This window comes from Acetobacter ghanensis, assembly GCF_001499675.1.
GTDB lineage: Bacteria > Pseudomonadota > Alphaproteobacteria > Acetobacterales > Acetobacteraceae > Acetobacter > Acetobacter ghanensis.
The window spans coordinates 105,044-119,702 of sequence record NZ_LN609302.1; the positions used below are offsets into that span (position 1 = coordinate 105,044).

17 protein-coding genes are annotated in these 14,659 nt (G+C 58.1%); 2 read left to right on the forward strand and 15 right to left on the reverse strand.

The features are described from left to right. Positions 1 to 3 precede the first annotated feature (3 nt). Positions 4 to 864 (forward strand): P-loop NTPase family protein, encoded by an 861-nt coding sequence (locus AGA_RS00515; protein WP_059022551.1) that lies wholly within the window; start codon positions 4 to 6, stop codon positions 862 to 864. Between the two features lie 104 nt (positions 865 to 968). Next, entirely contained in the window at positions 969 to 2,243 is a 1,275-nt protein-coding gene (locus AGA_RS00520; RefSeq protein ID WP_059022552.1) for an O-antigen ligase family protein, read from the forward strand. Positions 2,244 to 2,268: 25 nt separating this feature from the next. On the opposite strand, the gene AGA_RS00525 is transcribed toward AGA_RS00520, so the two are convergent. The 15 genes from AGA_RS00525 to fliG all read right to left on the reverse strand — a co-directional run bounded on the left by AGA_RS00525 (position 2,269) and on the right by fliG (position 14,656). Next, positions 2,269 to 2,655, reverse strand: a complete 387-nt coding sequence (locus AGA_RS00525; protein ID WP_059022553.1) for a hypothetical protein — start codon at positions 2,653 to 2,655, stop codon at positions 2,269 to 2,271. A 27-nt stretch (positions 2,656 to 2,682) separates the two neighbouring features. Beyond that, positions 2,683 to 3,243: a chemotaxis protein CheD gene (locus AGA_RS00530; protein WP_059022554.1), complete on the reverse strand. Its 561-nt coding sequence runs from the start codon at positions 3,241 to 3,243 to the stop codon at positions 2,683 to 2,685. Continuing rightward, positions 3,240 to 3,629, reverse strand: coding sequence for a response regulator (locus AGA_RS00535; protein WP_059022555.1), 390 nt, complete (start codon positions 3,627 to 3,629; stop codon positions 3,240 to 3,242). Before AGA_RS00535 ends, AGA_RS00530 begins: the two co-directional genes overlap by 4 nt. Positions 3,630 to 3,719: 90 nt before the next feature. Continuing rightward, positions 3,720 to 4,760 carry a protein-glutamate methylesterase/protein-glutamine glutaminase gene (locus AGA_RS00540; protein WP_059022556.1) on the reverse strand — a complete coding sequence of 347 codons (1,041 nt, stop codon included), beginning with the start codon at positions 4,758 to 4,760 and terminating at the stop codon, positions 3,720 to 3,722. A 3-nt stretch (positions 4,761 to 4,763) separates the two neighbouring features. Next, a complete protein-coding gene (locus AGA_RS00545; RefSeq protein WP_059022557.1) occupies positions 4,764 to 5,609 on the reverse strand; it encodes a CheR family methyltransferase in 846 nt (281 codons plus the stop codon). After that, positions 5,609 to 6,064: a chemotaxis protein CheW gene (locus AGA_RS00550; protein ID WP_059024547.1), complete on the reverse strand. Its 456-nt coding sequence runs from the start codon at positions 6,062 to 6,064 to the stop codon at positions 5,609 to 5,611. The genes AGA_RS00545 and AGA_RS00550 overlap by 1 nt, the downstream gene beginning before the upstream one ends. Before the next feature lie 45 nt (positions 6,065 to 6,109). Continuing rightward, positions 6,110 to 8,377 carry a chemotaxis protein CheA gene (locus AGA_RS00555; RefSeq protein ID WP_059022558.1) on the reverse strand — a complete coding sequence of 756 codons (2,268 nt, stop codon included), beginning with the start codon at positions 8,375 to 8,377 and terminating at the stop codon, positions 6,110 to 6,112. Between the two features lie 15 nt (positions 8,378 to 8,392). Beyond that, positions 8,393 to 8,776 carry a response regulator gene (locus AGA_RS00560; RefSeq protein WP_059022559.1) on the reverse strand — a complete coding sequence of 128 codons (384 nt, stop codon included), beginning with the start codon at positions 8,774 to 8,776 and terminating at the stop codon, positions 8,393 to 8,395. An 8-nt stretch (positions 8,777 to 8,784) separates the two neighbouring features. Next, a complete protein-coding gene (locus AGA_RS00565; protein ID WP_231945864.1) occupies positions 8,785 to 9,042 on the reverse strand; it encodes an STAS domain-containing protein in 258 nt (85 codons plus the stop codon). 1 nt (position 9,043) lies between these two features. After that, positions 9,044 to 10,663, reverse strand: a complete 1,620-nt coding sequence (locus AGA_RS00570) for a methyl-accepting chemotaxis protein (RefSeq protein ID WP_231945866.1) — start codon at positions 10,661 to 10,663, stop codon at positions 9,044 to 9,046. A gap of 593 nt (positions 10,664 to 11,256) precedes the next feature. Further along, positions 11,257 to 11,988 (reverse strand): flagellar type III secretion system pore protein FliP, encoded by a 732-nt coding sequence (gene fliP / locus AGA_RS00575; RefSeq protein ID WP_059024548.1) that lies wholly within the window; start codon positions 11,986 to 11,988, stop codon positions 11,257 to 11,259. A 41-nt stretch (positions 11,989 to 12,029) separates the two neighbouring features. Then, positions 12,030 to 12,410, reverse strand: a complete 381-nt coding sequence (locus tag AGA_RS00580; RefSeq protein WP_083503489.1) for a flagellar biosynthetic protein FliO — start codon at positions 12,408 to 12,410, stop codon at positions 12,030 to 12,032. Positions 12,411 to 12,451: 41 nt separating this feature from the next. Then, positions 12,452 to 12,814 carry a flagellar motor switch protein FliN gene (fliN, locus tag AGA_RS00585; protein WP_059022561.1) on the reverse strand — a complete coding sequence of 121 codons (363 nt, stop codon included), beginning with the start codon at positions 12,812 to 12,814 and terminating at the stop codon, positions 12,452 to 12,454. 16 nt (positions 12,815 to 12,830) lie between these two features. After that, the gene (locus AGA_RS00590; RefSeq protein WP_059022562.1) at positions 12,831 to 13,592 is read right to left on the reverse strand and encodes a FliH/SctL family protein; all 762 of its coding nucleotides are present in this window, start codon (positions 13,590 to 13,592) and stop codon (positions 12,831 to 12,833) included. After that, positions 13,592 to 14,656 carry a flagellar motor switch protein FliG gene (gene fliG, locus AGA_RS00595; protein ID WP_083503490.1) on the reverse strand — a complete coding sequence of 355 codons (1,065 nt, stop codon included), beginning with the start codon at positions 14,654 to 14,656 and terminating at the stop codon, positions 13,592 to 13,594. The genes AGA_RS00590 and fliG overlap by 1 nt, the downstream gene beginning before the upstream one ends. Positions 14,657 to 14,659: the final 3 nt, after the last annotated feature.

Consider the following 14,659-nt stretch of genomic DNA (forward strand, 5'->3'; position numbering starts at 1 on the left):
AATATGCAGGATAGTCCCTCCGACACCGCCGGCCAGCAGGCTGCGGAGCGCCGTCAGGGAAACACGGAGGAAGGTTTGTCCACGCCCGATCCGGTGCAGGACGGAAACACTGCCGCAACAGACGGTGTTGCCCTGCCGGTCAGCCATCTGACGGTAGAGGACATCCTGCGCTGGCACTCCGTGCCCGGTCCGCTTATTCAGGCGCTGGCAGGCAATACTCTGGCGGAAGGGTTGGACAATGTTCTGTCCTTTGGCACCCTGCCCGATGCGACCCAGACCCCGCTGGCTTTTGGCGGGGCCTCCGGCTCTGGCAAAACGCTGGTGCTGGCCAAGCTCGCGGCTCGCTTTATCCTGTCGGAAGACCACAAGGACAGCCCGCCCCCGCTGGTTATTGCGTGCGACCACACCACGGGGAGCTTTGCCAAACTCTCCGCTCTGCTCCAGCCCTATAATATTCCCATTATTCAGGGCAGCACGTCCGAAATACTGGCCGATGCCGTGCACCATAAGGAGCCGGGGCAACCCATTCTGGTCGATCTACCGGGCATTTGCGTGTATTCCCCCGTAAGCATGTCTAAAATGATGCAGATGGTCGAACGTGTTGGCGCGACCCTTAGCCTTGTCCTGCCTGCCGGGCTGGATGCCGAGGAATCTGCCGATATTGGCTATGCCTTTGCTCAACGTGGCGCCACAACAATGGTTGCCAGCAAAATGGACCAGGCTGGCCGGGTGGGCGGCATTATTGCTGCGGCAGCCTGCGGGCTAAGCCTGACCTACGGCAGTTGCTCCTCCAGCATTGTTGGGGGCCTTGTGCCGCTGAATGCCCGCATTCTGGCCAACCGCCTGCTAACCCTCCCCTCCTGACCAAACAGGAGGGCTGGCCCCACACTCAACAGCGCCCCTCTTGCACCTGCCTGAGGGGCTGAAGGCTGCGTGCCGGGTTGTTCTGCGGCTTGGAGAGCCAGACTATGATCCTGAAAAGACTGTTCGCTTTTTGTGGGTTTACGCTAAAAAAAAGTGCGATCCTGCTCTGCTTTCTGCTGCCTTTTTTTCAGTTACGGGGCCGCGCGATTACAAACTTTATTGTCGCGTTTATTGCCATCCTCTTTTTGTTCCACACCGTTTTCAGAAAAAAATATGCGGAGCTCCTGCACGGGTGGTTCCCCTACGCCATGGCCTTGTGGGGGCTTATGGTTCTGTCCTCCGTATTGGACCACTCCTTGCACGCCGTGCTGGAATCTCTGGCTATTCTAAGATACTTCGTTTTTGCCAAAGCGTTGGAAGCGTGGCTGCTGGACAACAAAAAAGACCGGCAGATTCTGGGTTTTTCCGTAACACTAGCTGCCCTGTGGGTGCTGGTTGAATGCTGGCAGCAATACATTTGGGGGACCAACATATGGGGTTTTCCCAGATGGGTAGACGGTGCGCTGACCGGCCCGTTTTTTGACCCCCGCGCAGGACCGGCGCTGATGATCACCATGTTCCCCGGTTTGATGATCTACCCACTTTACATGGTGCAGAATAAAAGCATCGCGCAAAGGGTGGCAGGATTTGGCATTTTGTCCTTCCTGCTGCTCACCATGGTGATTATCGGGCAAAGAATGCCTGCGCTGCTTGTTTTCTTTGGCCTGTTTGTGTGCGCTATTCTGTTAAAAACAACCCGCGTGCCGGTCCTTTTATCAACACTGGCCGGAAGTGTGGGCCTTGCGTTGCTGCCGGTCATCTCTCCCCCAGCATATAACAAGCTGGTCCTGCACTTTTTTGCCCAGATCAGGGATTTTCCGCACTCCCCGTATGGTCAGATCTTTATGCGCGCGCTGAACATGCTTTACGCACACCCCCTGCTGGGTCTGGGGTTTGACGGTTTTCGCCGCCACTGTGCCGATACAGCCTACCTGTACACCATTCCGCAGTTTGCCCATCTGGTTGCCGGGCAGGACCCTGCTGTGGGGTGCAACATTCATCCGCACAACATTTATCTGGAAGTCGCCACAACCGTTGGGCTAGTCGGGCTGTGTGTGTTTGTCTGTCTTGTGGTGGTCTGGATGAAAAGGCTGCTGCGCTCGGCTCTGACAAATACGAGCCTTATGCCATCCATGCTGTTCATTACGCTGTGCATGGTGTTCTGGCCGTTGGCCTCAACCAGTTCCCTTTTTACGGAACGCACAGCCGGATGGGTGTTTTTGCTACTGGGGTGGGGGCTTTCCATTGCCAAAAGCACCCACAAATCTTTGCCGCCTTAAGCGGCGGCACAAAAAGCCGGTCTGTTTAAAACAGGTCCACTTCGCCAGAATGGCAGGCGGGTTCGACCTGCGTGCCGTCCTGCAACACCTGAATAACGTGGCTGAGCTTAACGCCACGGCTTAACACGGCAATGTCCAGCGGCTGCTCCACCTGTTGCCCGTAAGACGCCCCCAGATTGCGCAGAATGGTAGACACGGCTTCGACCGTCTGTGTTGCGGAATCCAGCTTTTGCAAAGCCTGCACATCAGCATCACTCAGGGGCGCGGCATCCATGTTCTCGCCCACCACACGCTGCACACCCATAAAGTCCTGGCAGGTTTCATCCAGCAACCCAACCAGATGATCCACAACCTCACTCACACTCCGCTCGGTCCCTGCCATAGTGTGGGGCAAAGGGTGCACAACATCCATGTCTTTATCCTCTCCGGCTCGGCTTCTTTAAAACAGTTCAACTTCGGAACTGGCTTCCTTGGCCCACTTCCGTTCTGCTTCAGCCTCACGCCGGCTGTAGGCGACTTCCTGCTTACCAATACCGTGCACGTCCTGCACCAGATTTTGCTGTGCGCGACCCGTGGTCGGCCAAAAACGGATACGACGGGCCAGCCTGCCCCCCAAGCTCTGGGACACGCAGCGAATACCCTCATCCGTCAGATACTGGGTGACGAACTTGATGTTTTCCTGCCCAATCCGCCCCAGACTTGGCACAACCGCAGCCCCGCCAAACACCTTGCACACCAAACGGTTGCGCTGCCCGCCAGCCTTGAGCAGACCATTGACCAGCATTTCCATGGAGTTTACGCCAAACCGCATGGCTGTGCCGGAATGATTGTCCCCCCCGTCGGGCAGCAGAAAATGGTTAATGCCACCGACACGCGCAATCGGGTCAAACATACAAACCGATACGCAGGACCCAAGCAGCGTTGCAAAAATCACTGACGCATCGCCAGAGATTGCCACCTCTCCCTGAATAACCGTTTTTACTGCAGGGTGGTCGTTCACTTGATAGGCCCGAACACCTTTTCCAGAACCTCGCGCAGCTTGGCTACGGTGTAAGGTTTGGCAAGGAAGTTGTTAACCCCAGCCTTGACCGCTTCCTGCACCAGATCCTTGCTGGCCTCGCTGGTCAGGATAATAAAGGCCACCTTCTGGATTTTTGGGTTGCTGCGCACGGCACGCAGCAGGGCCAGACCATCCATAACCGGCATGTTAAAGTCGGAAATAACCAGATGCGTGGGGTTCTGGTCCAGATATTCCAGAGCTTCCTTACCGTCCTTGCGCTGGGCAATATTGGTAAAACCAATTTCTGCAAGGCTGTTGGCCAGAACCTGACGGATAGAAGCCTGATCATCAACGATCAAAGCCCTGATTTGTGAAGCGGCAGGCATTTGTCTCCCCCTTATTCCTAGTCTTAATTCCGGCCTTGTTAGACCGGCATCAGATACAGCAGGCGGTTATATCCGCCCATTTTTTTGCGGTCAGCGTGTATGAATGGCCATTGCCGCAGCGCTGATCTGGCGCAACGGCACAACCTGACAGGCTGCACCAATTTCGGCTGCGACCCGTGGCATTCCATAAACAACTGAAGACGTTTTGTCCTGCGCGATTGTAAAGGCTCCGGCCTGCCGCATGGCCAGCAGTCCTTCCGCGCCATCGCGCCCCATGCCGGTCAGCAGAATACCCAGCGCATTCCGCCCTGCATTTTTGGCAACGGACTTGAACAGCACATCCACCGAGGGGCAATGCCCGCTTACTGGCGGGCCGCTTACCAGCCTTGTCACGTATTTGCCACCACTGGCTTCCACCACCATGTGCCTGTCCCCACCGGGCGCGATTCTGACCATGCCGGGGAGCAGGGCTTCCGCATCCCGCGCTTCGGCAATGGATAGTGCAGGCATGGACTGGTTCAGCCGGTTTGCAAAGCTTGCCGTAAACAACGGAGGCATGTGCTGGCAGATCACCACTGGCGGGCTTTTTTCGGGGAAGCCGGAAAGCACTTCCTCCAGTGCTTCCACCCCACCTGTGGAGGAGCCAATGGCCACCAGATCCACCGCGTTGCCCCATGTTGTTCTGGCATGGCCAACGGGGGCCGGAGGGGTGCGGCGCTGCGTTCTGGCCACCGGCTGCGAGCGGGCCGCCAGCACAACCAGCCGCCCAAGGCCCGCAAATGCGTCTTCCCCCGGTGCGGCATTGTGTTTGGGGTAGCAGTCAAACGCCCCCATCTGGAGCGCGGTAATGGCCGTATCCGCCCCTTTGGCCGTCAGGCTGGACACCATGACAACCGGGATGGGCCGCAGCCGCATGATTTTTTCCAGAAACTGCAGGCCGTTCATCCCCGGCATTTCCACGTCCAGGGTAATGACGTCCGGCTGGTCCTTAATAATCAGGTCGCGGGCTTCCAGCGGGTTTGCCGCCTCGCCACAGACTTCAATATCCGGATTCTGCGCAAAGGACCGTTTGATCAGCGCCCTGATTGTACGGGAATCATCAACAATCAGCACTCTTACGGGTTTGAGCATAAATCAGCTGTCCTTCCGGTAAATGGTCGGAGCAACCTGCTCCAGGCCGCATTGGCGGGGATTGGCCACTTTTTCCGAGTGCCCAACATACAGGAACCCGCCTCTTTCCAGCTTGTCAGCCAGACGGCCCCACAGACGCTCACGCGTAGGTTCATCAAAATAAATAACGACGTTACGGCAGAAAATAACAGAGAACTGCCCCCGCATGGGCCAGTCCGCATTCAGGTTAAGCACCTTGAAGGCGGGCAGCGTGCGGATATTGCCGTAAAAAGACAGGTTTCCGCGGTCATCGGGGCGCATGAACTGGTTTTTCTGTGCAGTAGAAATACCGTCCGTCTCACTCTCAATGTAGGTACCGACCGAGGCCTGCGCCACCACGTTGGAGTTGATGTCGGTCGCCAGAATACGCATGTCATACGATGCCGCCTCGGGGAAAGACGACATCACGGACATGGCGATGCTCCACGGCTCCTGCCCGGTCGAACAGGCAGCAGACCAGATGCGCCCACGCCCGCCACTACGCAGACGGGACTCCAGCCCCGGCATAACGTTCTGTTCCATATGCACAAAGTGCGGCCGTTCGCGGAAAAAGCTGGTGACGTTGGTTGTCAACGCACAGATCAGCTTTTCCATTTCCGCCCGGCCAGCAGGGCTTTGCGCAAAGCTCAGATAGGCGTGGAAGGAGGGCATCCCACTTTCCCGCACACGGCGGGAAACACGCGAATACACCAGCGTACTTTTTGATTCGGGGATAAAAATACCCGCTTCATGCTTGGCAATCCGCCGAACCATCTGAAAGTCTGCGTCGGTATACTCCGGGTCAGCCGTGGACCGTGTATCCACAACCATCAGGAAGGCATCCCGCCTACCAGCTGGCCCACAACCACTTCCAGACGCAGCACACCAATCATGCGGTCTGCAATCATGACCAGACCGCTCAGGCTGCTGTCTTCCTCGGCTACGGCCTGAATGTCTTCCAGATTCACATCCGCCATATCAATCACGCGGTCCACCAGCAGGCCACAGACCGTGCCGTTGCGGGACTCAACAATAATAACCACCCGGCGGGGGTTATCGGCCTGCGGTTCCACATTCAGGTACACCGCAAGGTCAATAACGGTCAGGATAATGCCACGCAGGTTAATGGCGCCGCAGACATAATGCGGGGCAAAAGGCAGGGCCGTGGTTTTTTCAAACCCACGAATTTCGCGCACGCTCAGGATAGGAATACAGTATTCCTGTTCCCCCACAGCAAACACGATCATTTTTACAAGTTTGGCGTCCGCTCCGGCTTCGTCCGTCATGTCCATTTTCCTACTCAAATACAGATCGTCTGATGGGGTCTCTGTTTACGCCGCAAGCCCTGTGCGAACATCGGACGGCCTTGTGTCAATCCGTCCAAGAGCATTTGCAACCAGTGCGGGAACATCCAGAATAAGGGAGACGCTGCCATCCCCCAGAATGGTCGCAGCGGATACGCCGGGCATCTGGCGGTAGTTCTTCTCGATACTTTTGATCACGACCTGAGCCTGATCGCGAATATCCTCCACAATCAGGGCCGCGCGGGCGCCAGATTCGTTTTCTACCACCAGAATCACGTCATCCTCGGACAGACCACCCGAGCCATATCCCCCAAGCCCCAGCTCGGACGCCAGCGGAATAAGCGGCATACAGGCCCCACGGATGGACACAACATTGGCGCCATCTGGCAGCATGTAGATGTCCTTGTGGTTGACCATCATGGTTTCCACCACGGAGGAGACCGGAACAACCATTGTGGAACCAGCAGCCACAATCAGCATACCGTCCAGCACGGCAAGGGTAAGCGGCAGGCTGAGGCAGAATGTCGTGCCCTCACCGGGTACACTGCTAATTGTCACACGCCCACCAAGGCCCAGAATGGCCTGCTTGACCACGTCCATCCCCACGCCACGGCCGGAAAGATCGGACACGGTGGCAGCGGTGGAAAAGCCGGGTGCAAAAATAAGGTTGTTAATCTCATCGTCCGTCAGCACAGCATCAGGGGCAATAATGCCGCGCTTGACGGCCGTTGCCAGCACACGTTCCTGATTGATCCCGCCGCCATCATCCTTGATGGTGATGAGAATACGGCCCGACCGATGCCCGGCGGAAAGCAGAATATGCCCGGTAGCGGACTTGCCTGCGGCAATCCGGTCCTCGGCACTTTCAATCCCGTGGTCAACGGCGTTACGCAGCATGTGGGTCAGCGGGTCGGACAGTTTTTCCACCAGCGTGCGGTCCACTTCCGTGTCCTCGCCTTCCAGCGTCAGCACCACGTCCTTGTGGGTCATGGAGCTGGCCTCGCGCACAACGCGCTGCATACGCTGGAACACACTGCGCACAGGCTGGGCGCGCACGGCCATAACAGCGTCCTGAATGTCACGCGTCAGGGCCTTCATGCTGGCAATGCGCTTAATCATTTCCTGCTGGCCGCCATCTTCGCGCTCGCCAATGGCTTCCAGAGCGGCCTGTGCAATGACCAGTTCGCCCACCAGATCCATCAGGTCATCCACGCGGTGCAGGTCCACGCGGATGGTTGCCTGCTCCACAGGGCGGCGCACGGCAGCCGTATTCCCTGCGGCAATAGGCGCCGTAGCCGCTGGTGAGGGCGGGGGCGGCAGTTCCGCCATAATTTTTTCCGCCACGGAGGCAGATGCAGGGTGCGGTTGCAGGTCCACCCCAGCGGTAGCAGGCTCGGACTTGGCGGGTTCAGGCTGGGCGGCCGCTGGCGGCTCCGGTGCTGCTGGTGCAGCCTCCTCCGGCGCACTCTCCCCCCCATTGGGGCCAGACCCACCATCACGCGTGATGGTGACATCGCACACGTCACTCACCCAGTCGAAGACCGTATGCACACTTTCTTCCGGCACAGCGGCTGGCAGAACCACGCGCCAAGACAGATAGGATTTTTCGGTTTCCATACCCGCCAGAGCAGGCAGGTTTGCCGTGTCACACGTTACTGTGCTGGTGCCACCATGCGCCACCGCCACGTCAGCAAGGCCGATCAGCAGGTTCCGCGCATCATCCCCCCGGTCATACATGGCCGTATGCGGGCTGAATGTGACAACAAGCGCAGACGAGACCGCAGGTTCTTCCGGTATATCAAAGTCACCGAAGTCAAAGTCGGCCATAACCGGCTCAAAGTCCATCGGCACGGGCACGAAGTCGGCTGGAATGACGTCTTCCTGCTTCTGGGGTGCCGCGCCGCCGCCTTCGCTAATAATAGCTTCAAGCTCGGCCTGACTTTCCGCAATGCGACCTTGGTCAACCGCCGCCCCACCTTGGGCTTCGGCAACCAGATCGCTCAGAATATCCATAGCCTTGAGGAAGGTTTTGACGATCTCTGGCGTTGGGGCGACACGACCGGAGCGCAGACCGTCCAGTGAACTTTCGAACACATGCGCAAACCGAACAAGGTTTTCCAGACCGAACGATGCGGCCCCCCCCTTGATGGAATGCACGGCGCGAAAAACGGCGTTGATTGTCTCCTTACCGGATTCACCATCCGAAAGGGCGGACAGACCACTCTCCAGTTCCTGAAGCTGCTCTTCACACTCCTGGAAAAAAACCAGAAGGATATCGTCCATGTCACCACTCATGCTGGTCTCTCTCCTTCAGGCAGTCACCCGGCGGATGGCCGCCACAAGGCTGTCTGTGCTGAACGGCTTGACAATCCAGCCGGTCGCCCCTGCCGCACGGGCTCTGGCCTTTTTCTCGGGATCGCTTTCCGTTGTCAGAACGATAATCGGCAGATGCTTGTAATGCTCCAGCCCACGAACCGCCTCAATAAACTCAAAGCCATCCATGCGCGGCATATTGATGTCTGTAATAATCGCATTGGGAACCGGGTTGGCAGCCTGAAGAACTTCCAGCCCTTCCACGCCATCCCCACCCTGAATCACATCATACCCGGCTCCTTCCAGAGCCTTGCGAAGCATACCCTGCATGGTTCGGGAGTCATCAACCGTCAGGACACGTATGCCCACTTTTTCCACCATATTCCTCATTACTCCTTGAATGGCGCCAGCGGCTCGGTCAGACACGCGCTCACGCCAAAAAGGGCGTAGGCCTCCACTACTGGCTCCGATGGCGCCACAAGAGGGCATCTGCTGGCAAGGAGAACCTGCAAACACAGGCCTCCAAGGTACGTCACGCCGGAGGCATCCAGAGCAACCTGCTCCCCTCCAGCACTATTAATAGCCTGTTCAATCTCACTCTTCAGGGCAAACGCCGCAGAGGTGTCCAGACGTTCAGGTAAGGTCACACTAGCCAACGGTCCGCTCCCTTGTCAGCCGCACAGGCAGGGGCGCGCAGACCCCTGACATGCTGGAATAATGGCCATTAAAACTCTTCCCACCCGGCATCGGAGGATGACGTGGGCAGGGCTGTTGCCGCCGGAGCCTGCGCCACGGGTGGGGTGTTGGGGTGGATACAGGGGCCGCCACACGGGCCGGGCTGGACGGCTTGGGCCGCGCAGCCGCACGGGGGGCGGCCAGCGCCGGACGGGCTGCACGGTTTGAGCGCCCTGCGGTTGTATCCATTTTAAAGCGGCTAAGAGTTGCCGCCAGTGTACGGGTTTCGGCAGTCAGGTTGTGGCTGGCGGCCGTGGTTTCTTCCACCATGGCGGCGTTCTGCTGCGTAACCTGATCCATGCCACCAATGGAGGACGTTACTTCGGACAGGCGCTGGGCCTGATCCTGCGTGGAGGCGGAAATTTCTTCCACGCGGGTCGCAATATTCTGGGTGCTGCCTGCAAAGTCGTTCAGGTAGCGGCCGGTCTGCTGCACCAGATCCACGCCCTTTGTCACCTGTTCGGCGGCAACGGAGATCAGGCGTTTGATTTCGCTGGCGGATGTTGCGGACTGCTCGGCCAACGAACGGACTTCCTGCGCAACAACGGCAAAGCCACGCCCGGCTTCACCCGCACGGGCGGCTTCCACCCCTGCGTTCAGGGCCAGCACGTTGGTCTGGAAGGCAATGCCATCAATGACCGAAATAATTTCGCCAATCGCATCGGAGGAGCTTTTGATCCCGTCCATCGCCTTGGTGGTTTCAGTCATGACGGTGGTTGCGGCCTTGACCTTTTCCAGCGCCTGCTGGCTTTCGGCATTTGCATCGGCACAGGCTTTGGCGTTGCTCTGCACGCCTTCGGTAATGGTCCGCACGGAGGATGCGGCCTGCCCAAGGTTGGCGGCCTGCTTTTCGGTCCGTTTGGCAAGGTCATCGGATGCGGTGGAAATTTCTGCCGCCCCGGTGGAAATCAGATCGGAGTTGCTGGCAACAGCGCACAGGGCTTCGTTCAGGCGGGTTGCGGAATGGTTGAACGCATCACGCAGGGGCGCAAATTCACCGTCAAAAATCGGGTCATCAATGCGTGCACGCAGGTCGCCCTGCGCCATGTCGGCCAGAGCCTGACCCAAACGTTCGATAACCAGATGGGTGTGCTTATCCCGGTCCTGACTATTGCTGAGTGCACCCTGAATTTCGGACGCCATTTTTTCCTGCCGCTCGCGGGCCGTTGCCTGCTCATCCACCATGCGGGAGAAGCGGGCAATAATCCGGGCCAGACGACCAACACAGTCCTTGTTTTTAAGGAAGGGAACGCTGGTGTGTGATACGCCGGAGCCTAGCTCTTCCCCCATCGTCACCAGTTTTTCAACCGGTTCGGTAATCAGGCTTGTAAACCAGCGCCAGATTTGCAGCACAACAAGCTGCCCAAAAATAAGGGCCGCCATGTTGATGATATACGTGTAATGGGCTGGCGCGTGCCAGAAAAAGCCAACCGTCTCCACAATAATCTGGAACATGAAATATGCTTCCAGACACAGCATCACAACCCGGATCTTATCGCGGAACGGAGCGTCCTTGTTCAGCCATTGCAGCATATCAGTGCAACTTCCTTCATATTGTTGGGGTACCTTGCGTGGCAACCACCGGCGGGGTGCCCGTCAGACGGAACAGAACACCGGTCAGTTATGGCCGTAATGGCCCCCCCCTGCACATTCACAAAAATCAGGAAACGCCCAGAAGACGCTCCTTGAGGTCAAAAGCAGATAATCCGTTCTTATCCAGACACATGGACCAGACAAGCCTGCGCCTTCATACCGCGTTCATGACTGGATGTCTTTACAGAAGATCGTTCGATCTGCGGACAGCCCGCCTTATCCCTCCGGGCGAATAAAATCATATAAAAACAACATTCTAGCGCCAAAACCACCCCCAACCAGCATCCAGTAGCCCGGTCGGGTTGATACAGCCCTGTGGCGAATGATAGCTTTTTTATGGCAATGAGCAAGCCTGTAACCCCACTGCAATTTCTAAAAACCGTGCAATATAAAAGGGTTCAACACGCTATATGCGACTATTTATTATTATCAGGGAATGAAAAAGTACCAGAACAGTACGGTTAATGACAACACTATTAAAAAAACAACCACAGCACCTGAGCGGCGCAGACCTTAAGCCCGCGCCGTAGTATTCACCCGCCAAAACTGCGGACAAGCCCACCAGCCACCATCTGCCAGCCGTCCACCATAACAAAGAAAATAAGCTTGAACGGCAGGGATATGGTTGCAGGGGGCAACATCATCATCCCCAAACTCATCAGCACGCTGGAGGTCACAATATCAATGACCAGAAACGGCAGATAAAGCAGGAACCCCATCTCGAACCCACGGCTGAGTTCCCCCACCATAAAGGCAGGCATAAGCACGCGCCACGGGGTCTGGTCCGGGGTGGCGGCAGGCGCCACATTGGCCAGATGCTGGAACGTTGCCAGATCAGCCGGGCGCACATGCGCCAGCATGAACGTGCGGAACGGTTCTGCCGCGGCCTTAAGGCCCTCCATTTCCTCCACCTGACCGTCCATCATGGGGGCAATGCCCTGCACCCAGGACTGTTCGAATGTTGGCTGCATGACAAAAAATGTGAGGAACAGGCCAAGCCCGATCAGCACCGTATTGGGGGGCGTGCCCTGTGCGCCAATGGCCCCGCGCAGGAGCGAAAGCACAACAATAATACGGGTAAACGCCGTAACCATAACCAGCAGGCTGGGTGCTAGCGAAAGCACGGTCAGCAGAGCGGTTAGCTGAATAATGCGGCTTGTTGTTCCCGGGTCCCCGCCCTTGCCAAGGTCCAGCGCAATGGACTGGGCATGGGCCACGACCGGAATACCGGCCAGCACACCAACAGCCAGAGCACACAGCGCCAAAGTCGCAAACCATGCGCCACGTCTTGTAAAGGCTGGAACTGTCAACGCTTGGGGCTCCGCTTCTGCATCAGAAAAGAGGGTCGGTCCGGCATATGAGGGGATGTGGCAGGCGTTGGGGCCGGGGGCGGCGTATCCGTCTCCTCTACCCAGCCCATGAACACATCGTTGCCCCCGCCGGTCAGGATCAACCCTTTGCGCTGGCCGTAGCGAATAACGCTCACCCGCCTGCGCTGGTCCACGGCAACGCTTTCCATCACCGCCAGATTGGGCGTCTGCCGCCCCCTGAGCAGGTAGGGCTCCAGAAACTTCAGGCCATAGCGGGACAGAAAGATAAGCCCGATCACAACTGCAAACGCCACAATGCAGGTTATGACCGGCACAACAAAAGACCCCGCACCCAGCCCGGCCGCGGCCGGTTGCAAGGTGGTTGTGGCCGTTGCTGTACCGGGTCCGGGCAAAGGGCTTAACCGTTGGTGGCGGAGGAGGACAGGATTTCTGTCATGGTCACGCCAATATGGTTGTCATCAACCACCACCACTTCGCCACGGGCGATCAGGCGGTTGTTGGCGTAAATATCCACGGCTTCACCCAGCTTGCGGTCCAGCTCCACCACGGCCCCGCGGCCAAGGCGCAGCAACTGGTTAACCGGCATGGTGGCCGTACCAATAACCGCCGTAATCTTGACCGGAATATCGTAAACGGCCTCTTTCTGGGCTTCGTCCACATCCTTGCCATCCACTGCCGGTGCGGCGGTTGCGGCGGCATCCGGCGCAGACGCGCTGGTGGCGAAATCCTCAAGCCCGATATCGGTGTTGTCTGTACTCATGATTGTCTCCGCCTGCTTATGCCTGCCCAGTGTTCTGCTGCATGCGCTGGCGCGCAAGAGCCGTTACACTGGCAACAATTTTTTCAGCCATGCTTTTACGCCACTGCACTGGGTCAATCACAATGGTGTTGGCTGCTGTGGAAATCCGTATGGTGCCCCGCGTAATATCCGACACGGGCACAACCTGCACGCCGCCTTCATTCTGCAAAGCTGCCTGCAGGCGCGGTAGATCGGTCGGGCTACACTGGACCGTTACATCCCCCTCGCACTCACGGGCAAAGCTGGCTGCATCAGCCAGAAGGTCCCGCTGCATCCCTTGCAGGACCGTCCCATCCAGCGCGGTTAGAGCCTGCACAATCTCCACCACCGTTGCCACAAAAACCTGCGAGGCCTTGGACAGCGCCTCATCCCGTCGGGCGTTTTCCGCCTTAAAGGCCTCTGTCAGTTCGGACAGGCAAGTGGTGTAAAATGCCTGAAGCTCCGCATCCTTCTCTGCAGCACCAGCGGCGTGCCCCTCGTTCCGCGCGGTCTGCTGGAGTGCGGCCAGCTCATCCCGCGTCATGCTGACAATATTGGGGTCAGGCGGTGGCGGCTCAGGCGGCTTTTCGTCCTCTGGCGTTTCTTCCTCGGCGGGAGGTGGTGTGTCTGGCGCGCCAAAATCCTCCAGATCCATAATCCGTGGATAGGTGCGTACGGGCGCTCCCGCCGCTCCCCCGGAGGAAGCGCCATCAGCCGCCATGCGGCACCCGCCAGACCGGAAGAGCGCCAGCGCCATCATTATGGAATGATCTCGTCGTTGCCGCCATTTTCGGTCAGATCAATTTCACCCGCATTGGCCATGTTCTTGATGATGGTCACAATATCGACCTGTGCCGCGTCAGCATCCTTCACACGCACAGGGCCAAGGGCGGAAATTTCTTCCAGCAGAATACTGCCAGCGCGCTTGGACATACATTGCAAGAACATCTTGCGCACGGTCTCGGACGCGCCTTTGAGGGCGAGCGGCAGTTTTTCGCGGTCCACCTGCGCCACAATGCGCATAAGGGCCTCGTGCGGCAGGCGCTTGATATCTTCGAAGGTGAACATAAGCGCTTTCACCTTTTCCATATCGTCGTGGTTGCGCTTGTCCATGGAGGCCATGAGGCGGGTTTCGGTCTTGCGGTCGAAGTTGTTGAACACCTCGGCCAGCAGTTCGTAACTGTCGCGCTTGGCCGAACGACCAAGGGAGGAAATGAATTCGGACCGCAAGGTAGCCTCCACGCTGTCCAGCACCTCGCGCTGCACCGTTTCCATATGCAGGACGCGCATCATCACTTCGGTTGCGTAGTCCTCGGGCAGCAGGGTCAGCACGCGCGCGGCATGGGCCGGTTGCAGACGGCTGAGAATAACGGCGGCTGTCTGCGGGTATTCGTTGCGCAGGTAGTTGGCCAGAACGGCCTCCTGCACGTTGCCCAGCTTGTCCCACATGGTGCGGCCGGCCGGACCACGGATTTCTTCCATGATCTTGTCGACCTGCTCGCCCGACAGGGCCTTGCGCAGCAGTTCTTCCGTGGTTTCGTACGTGCCCACCAGCCCTTCGGACGATTCGAAGTTCTTGGAGAACTGGGCGCACACCTCCTCCACAACCGAGGCGCTGACTAGCCCCAGCCCCGCCATGGCCACAGACACATCGCGGACTTCGTCTTCCTGCAACTGTTTGAGCACCTTGGCCGCCCGCTCGCGCCCGGCGGCAAGCAGAAGAATGGCAACCCGCTGCTTGCCAGTCAGGTACCGTGTCTCGTCATGAACAACAGGTTCTTCCTGCTGCTGCTGCCCGGCGGGGGCTGCTGCGGTCTCGGACATGGC

Coding starts and splice junctions, on each gene's coding strand:
- AGA_RS00515 (WP_059022551.1), top strand. CDS start 4: ATGCAGGATAGTCCCTCCGACACCGCCGGCCAGCAGGCTGCGGAGCGC.
- AGA_RS00520 (WP_059022552.1), top strand. CDS start 969: ATGATCCTGAAAAGACTGTTCGCTTTTTGTGGGTTTACGCTAAAAAAA.
- AGA_RS00525 (WP_059022553.1), bottom strand. CDS start 2,655: ATGGATGTTGTGCACCCTTTGCCCCACACTATGGCAGGGACCGAGCGG.
- AGA_RS00535 (WP_059022555.1), bottom strand. CDS start 3,629: ATGCCTGCCGCTTCACAAATCAGGGCTTTGATCGTTGATGATCAGGCT.
- AGA_RS00540 (WP_059022556.1), bottom strand. CDS start 4,760: ATGCTCAAACCCGTAAGAGTGCTGATTGTTGATGATTCCCGTACAATC.
- AGA_RS00545 (WP_059022557.1), bottom strand. CDS start 5,609: ATGGTTGTGGATACACGGTCCACGGCTGACCCGGAGTATACCGACGCA.
- AGA_RS00550 (WP_059024547.1), bottom strand. CDS start 6,064: ATGACGGACGAAGCCGGAGCGGACGCCAAACTTGTAAAAATGATCGTG.
- AGA_RS00555 (WP_059022558.1), bottom strand. CDS start 8,377: ATGAGTGGTGACATGGACGATATCCTTCTGGTTTTTTTCCAGGAGTGT.
- AGA_RS00560 (WP_059022559.1), bottom strand. CDS start 8,776: ATGGTGGAAAAAGTGGGCATACGTGTCCTGACGGTTGATGACTCCCGA.
- AGA_RS00570 (WP_231945866.1), bottom strand. CDS start 10,663: ATGCTGCAATGGCTGAACAAGGACGCTCCGTTCCGCGATAAGATCCGG.
- fliN (WP_059022561.1), bottom strand. CDS start 12,814: ATGAGTACAGACAACACCGATATCGGGCTTGAGGATTTCGCCACCAGC.
- AGA_RS00590 (WP_059022562.1), bottom strand. CDS start 13,592: ATGATGGCGCTGGCGCTCTTCCGGTCTGGCGGGTGCCGCATGGCGGCT.
- fliG (WP_083503490.1), bottom strand. CDS start 14,656: ATGTCCGAGACCGCAGCAGCCCCCGCCGGGCAGCAGCAGCAGGAAGAA.